Annotated in this window: 5 protein-coding genes; 2 read left to right on the forward strand and 3 right to left on the reverse strand. The window is 34.2% G+C overall.

The annotated features are described in order from the left end of the window. Positions 1–395 precede the first annotated feature (395 nt). Genes rsmD through ABFR62_13075 form a run of 3 tightly spaced genes read right to left on the reverse strand, consistent with a single transcriptional unit; the run spans position 396 to position 2,489 of the window. On the reverse strand, positions 396–998 hold the full coding sequence (gene rsmD / locus ABFR62_13065; protein MEN8139351.1) for a 16S rRNA (guanine(966)-N(2))-methyltransferase RsmD: 603 nt from the start codon (positions 996–998) through the stop codon (positions 396–398). Further along, a complete protein-coding gene (locus ABFR62_13070; GenBank protein MEN8139352.1) occupies positions 964–1,809 on the reverse strand; it encodes a DUF3822 family protein in 846 nt (281 codons plus the stop codon). The genes rsmD and ABFR62_13070 overlap by 35 nt, the downstream gene beginning before the upstream one ends. Before the next feature lie 35 nt (positions 1,810–1,844). After that, complete coding sequence (locus ABFR62_13075) at positions 1,845–2,489, reverse strand: hypothetical protein (protein ID MEN8139353.1); 645 nt, start codon at positions 2,487–2,489, stop codon at positions 1,845–1,847. Positions 2,490–2,735: 246 nt separating this feature from the next. On the opposite strand from ABFR62_13075, the gene ABFR62_13080 reads away from it, so the two are divergent. Both ABFR62_13080 and ABFR62_13085 read left to right on the forward strand, forming a co-directional pair. Beyond that, positions 2,736–4,160 (forward strand): AAA family ATPase, encoded by a 1,425-nt coding sequence (locus ABFR62_13080; GenBank protein MEN8139354.1) that lies wholly within the window; start codon positions 2,736–2,738, stop codon positions 4,158–4,160. Between the two features lie 40 nt (positions 4,161–4,200). Further along, the coding region (locus ABFR62_13085; protein ID MEN8139355.1) for a 1-acyl-sn-glycerol-3-phosphate acyltransferase at positions 4,201–4,718 on the forward strand (518 nt) is incomplete at its 3' end.

Below are 4,718 nucleotides of genomic sequence, written 5' to 3' on the forward strand. Positions count from 1 at the left end.
TTTTTTATTATTTACCAACGTAACTTTAATACGTCATCTCGAGGCGTAAGTTTTTTTTCAAAAACTCCAACCCGCCTGACCGGATGGGCAGGTGAGTCGATGACAAAAAAAGAAGCCACGAATTAACAAACTCACTAAGGTTCGTTCTCGGTCGTATATTGAGCGTTAGCGAAATAATAATTCGTGTATTTGCAGCTAAAAAAATGTTGTCGTGGGTGCCGAGTGAAACGTGCGGAGAGATCTGTTGAAGGTTTGTAGTTATGTTTAACAGATTAACTTCGTTGAACCTTCTAAAGCTTTCCTCTCTCGGCTCAGCCGAGGCTATTGCTCCAGTCGGAAATCTTTAGATTCAGCGTAGCTAATGACGTTTTTTCTTAATATGTCTATTATTCAGTTTATTCTTCTTCAGAGCTAATTTCAAAAAAACTAAATACCGAAGAACCGTACCTCTTTGAAAAGCTAAAGTTTGCTGCCTCCGATAAGTCCATTTTATTAAAGTGTTCAACTATGAGCATCCCGTTTTCGTTGAGCATTTCTCTTTCGAAAACAATCTTTGGAATTGATTCGAATTGCTCCTGTGAAAAGTCATAGGGAGGATCAGCAAAAATTACATCGGCTTTAATATTGGTTTTGTTCAGAAATTTAAAAACATCTTCTTTGATTATATCGAAATCTTCCATGTTCATCTCTGTAGACATTCTTTCAATAAACCTTGTGCATCCTGAGTCAATATCAACAGCAGTAACCATTTCCGCACCACGGGAGGCAAATTCTAAACTAATGTTTCCTGTACCGGCAAACAGGTCTAAAACTTTTATAGAGTCAAAGTAATAGTAGTTATTTAAGATGTTAAACAAAGATTCCTTTGCCATGTCGGTAGTAGGTCTGACAGGTAGTTTTTTTGGAGCAATAAGCTTCTTTCCTTTATTCTTTCCGGATATTATTCTCATTTGTTGAAAAGTTCTATTGGTTAAAAAGCACCAGAAAATCGTGGGCATTTACATCATCCAGCTCATGCGAATATTGATGCTTTTCTAATCTTGAGCCAAAGGAAACATTTCTTACATATTTATATACTAAGCTGTATAATTCAGAATATGGTTCAATTTCTCCATACAATTCTAAATCAAATTCCTCAGGGTTGATTTTTAATTGTTCGGCTACAAATAATATATAATAAACAAAGTCTTCCTTGTTTTGGTATGAAAACGAATTGTAATGCAGGAGTTTTTTATTCTCAATTATAACAATTTCAAATTGACTTTTCTGTACGTGTACAAACATTTTTAATGCTTGATTGCTATTGTTTTTTTCCAGTAAATTTTCAATTAAAACACTGGAGAAATGTTTAAAAACAAATTCTCCGTATTTCTCGAATAAATAATCATTTACTTCTATAAATGGAGAGTATATATTGGCAATCTCCAGGGGTTCAATTATTTCGTATGTTAAGAATTCGTTTTCTAAAAGTTTTTGATTGAAATTGAGGTAGGATTGTAAATTATCATCATCGAATAAAGGCACCGGCACTAATGTGGAAATCTGATTTACATGAGAAATCTTTACATCCTTAAAATTCATTTTCAGTAATGAACTTGAATTGTAAATTTCTTTCACTTTCTCCAGAAGTTGAACGGGATGTTTTACATTATCGAAATGATAGCCGACAATAGCTACAATTTTGTTTATATCAGAATTTAGTATAGAAAAAGAAAATCCATCCAGCTTTAGCTGAATGGATAATTCTAAGTTTTTAAAATGATCTGATTCTAAGGATTTATCAATCTTGTATAATATTGGTTTTATCATTTTTTACAATCAGGTTCATTTTTGAGTGAAGATCATTATTTTTTTCCTTCTTTAAAGTCTGGTTCGTAAGGTTTTGGCCAGTTACCACTAATACTTGCCTGCTCAAGGTCTCCTACCTGCAGGTAATTTCCTTTAACGTCGAAAGCATCAACAGCCTCTAAAACCAGCTGTTTATCCAAACCGTTTAATAAATCTGTTTTCTTAACACGTGCAACAAAAACAGGAACTTTAATGCCGTTTTTATCAAGGTTAGTTGTTTTAAGTTCAAAATCAATACCTTCTGTGTTAGGAACGTGCATCATGTTCTTATAAGTAGGTTCTGTAGGGAATAATGAATCCTTTACAGATGCAAAACCTAATGTGTCTATTATAACTTCTTCTTTAAGTCTGTCCATACGGTAAACTTTATCGTATGCCATATAGCTTGTGTCTCTTCTTGATACCAATGTGAATTCTGCAGTATCTATAAATTGTACCAGACTATTCCAGCTCTTAGCAAATTCACCATTTACAGACTTATATGCGATCTGAGATTTACGGATATCTAACAAGTTACCTATAGCTTCTGTGTAGCGGTGTTGCTTCTCTTGTTCGAATGCAATTGGATTCATTATTGAACTGTAAACCAAATAAGCCATGAAAGCAACAGGTATCCAAAGAACTATTTTTAAAATTTTCATTTGTATAAAATTTGTTTTTCTATTGTCAGATGCTGTTCACAAAACAAGATTTATTCCCCCATAAGGAAAAACAAGAAAACCTTTGCTATGCTAGTTTCATCTCTGAACTAAATTATTATATTTTACTTAATCTCCGCAAAGCTACAATTTTTTTTGATTAAGAAAAGCTTTTGTGTCACTAACAATGTATAATAAATAAGTAAATTTGTGCCTGCTTATCTAAATATCACCTAAATCATTTTATTGATGAATGCCACTGAGTTTCAGAATCTAATTTTTAAAGAATTTCCTTTTGTCCCAACTGAAGATCAGTCAGATTTGATCAGAGGAATTTCTAAATTTATTTTCTCTGACGATAAAGATGAAGTTCTTCTATTGAAAGGTTATGCAGGTACAGGGAAAACAACAGTGTTATCTACTGTCGTAAACCAACTGTGGAAAGCGAAAAAGAAATCTGCACTTTTGGCACCAACCGGAAGAGCTGCAAAGGTTATTAGCTCTTATTCAAACAGGAAAGCCTTTACTATTCACCGAAGAATTTATAAACCGAAACCAACCGGAGATATTGGACTACAGTTTATTCGACAAAAAAATACATCTGTTGATACTGTATTTATTGTAGATGAGGCCTCAATGATACCTGATGTGCAAACCGAAGGTAAGCTTTTTTCAGGAGGTTCCCTGTTAGATGACTTCATGGAATTTATTGAAGAAGGAAGAAGATGTAAGCTGATATTGATTGGCGATGAAGCTCAGTTACCGCCGGTACATTTAGATATTAGTCCCGCGCTCGATAGTGATAATTTATCTCTTCGATATAATAAAAAAGTTATTCAGTTCCAGTTGAAGGAGGTTCTTCGTCAGGAAGCTGATTCTGGAATATTAAAGAATGCGACTATTTTAAGAGACTATCAGAAGGAATCGTTTTTCGAAGACTTTAAATTCGATTTAAGCAATCAGGTGGAAGTGGTTAGATTAATCGACGGGTATGATATTGAAAGTGCTATTTCCGACAGTTATTCAAATGCCGGAATCGAAGAAACAACTATCATTGTAAGGTCAAATAAAAGAGCAAATCTTTATAATCAGCAGATACGAAACCGAATTCGAATGCTTGAAGGGGAAGTGAATACCGGTGATATTCTTATGGTAGTTAAGAATAATTATTTCTGGCTGGAACCAAGCTCAGCTCCGGGCTTTATTGCTAATGGAGATACAGTAGAAGTGCTGAGGATTTTTTCAATTAAGGAATTATACGGGTTTAGATTTGCCGAAGTTGAAGTTCAGCTGGTCGATTATCCCGATGAGAAGAGTTTTGAAACAGTAATAATGTTAGATACTTTATATGTAGAAGGTCCTTCCTTGCCCTATGAGGACAGTGATAAACTCTATAAGGAAGTTAACAAGGATTACGAAGATGTAAAAAGTAAATATCAGCGATACAAAAAAGTTAAAGAGAACCCATATTTTAATGCTCTTCAGGTAAAATTTGCCTATGCAGTAACATGTCATAAATCGCAGGGTGGTCAGTGGAGTAACGTGTTTATAGAGCAGGCCTGGTTGCCTAATGGTATAGATCTGGACTATTTAAGATGGTTGTACACAGCCGTTACCAGGGCAAAGGAAAAATTGTATCTTATAGGGTTTAAAGATGATTATTTTGAAGAGTAATTGGTATAAGTATTAATATAAAGAGAAAATAAGTGGGCTTATGAAGAAGATGATTGCGAAAATATTGATACGTTTATTTGGTTGGAAAACTTCCGTGCTTATTTCAGATGATTTAAAGAAGTGTGTGATGATTGCTGCACCACATACAAGCAATTGGGACTTCTTTTTTACTGTTCTAACTTTTTGGAAACATAATATCAAATTCAAGTTCTTCATCAAGGATGACTATACAAAGTCTGTTTTGGGACCACTTTTTATACTTATGGGAGCAATAGGGGTAGACAGGAGTAAGGGAATGAATTTGGTTGAGTTTGCAGCCGATATATTAAAATCTAATAAGGAGATTGTGATACTGGTTCCGGCAGAAGGTACGAGGAAAAGAGTAGAAAAATGGAAAACGGGATTTTATCATATAGCAAAAAGTGCCGATGTTCCAATAGCTTTAGGTTTTTTGGATTTTAAGAAGAAATTGGCAGGAGTAGGACCAACTATCCATCCGGGCGATAATATGACAGCAGATTTTATGAAGATTCAGGCTTTTTATAAAAATATGACAGG

The sequence above is a fragment of the Bacteroidota bacterium genome (genome assembly GCA_039714315.1).
Classification (GTDB): Bacteria; Bacteroidota; Bacteroidia; order Flavobacteriales; family JADGDT01; genus JADGDT01.

Bases quoted from the DNA above. Each gene is read 5' to 3' on its own strand.
- rsmD (MEN8139351.1), bottom strand. From the start codon at position 998: ATGCCCACGATTTTCTGGTGCTTTTTAACCAATAGAACTTTTCAACAA.
- ABFR62_13075 (MEN8139353.1), bottom strand. From the start codon at position 2,489: ATGAAAATTTTAAAAATAGTTCTTTGGATACCTGTTGCTTTCATGGCT.
- ABFR62_13080 (MEN8139354.1), top strand. From the start codon at position 2,736: ATGAATGCCACTGAGTTTCAGAATCTAATTTTTAAAGAATTTCCTTTT.
- ABFR62_13070 (MEN8139352.1), bottom strand. From the start codon at position 1,809: ATGATAAAACCAATATTATACAAGATTGATAAATCCTTAGAATCAGAT.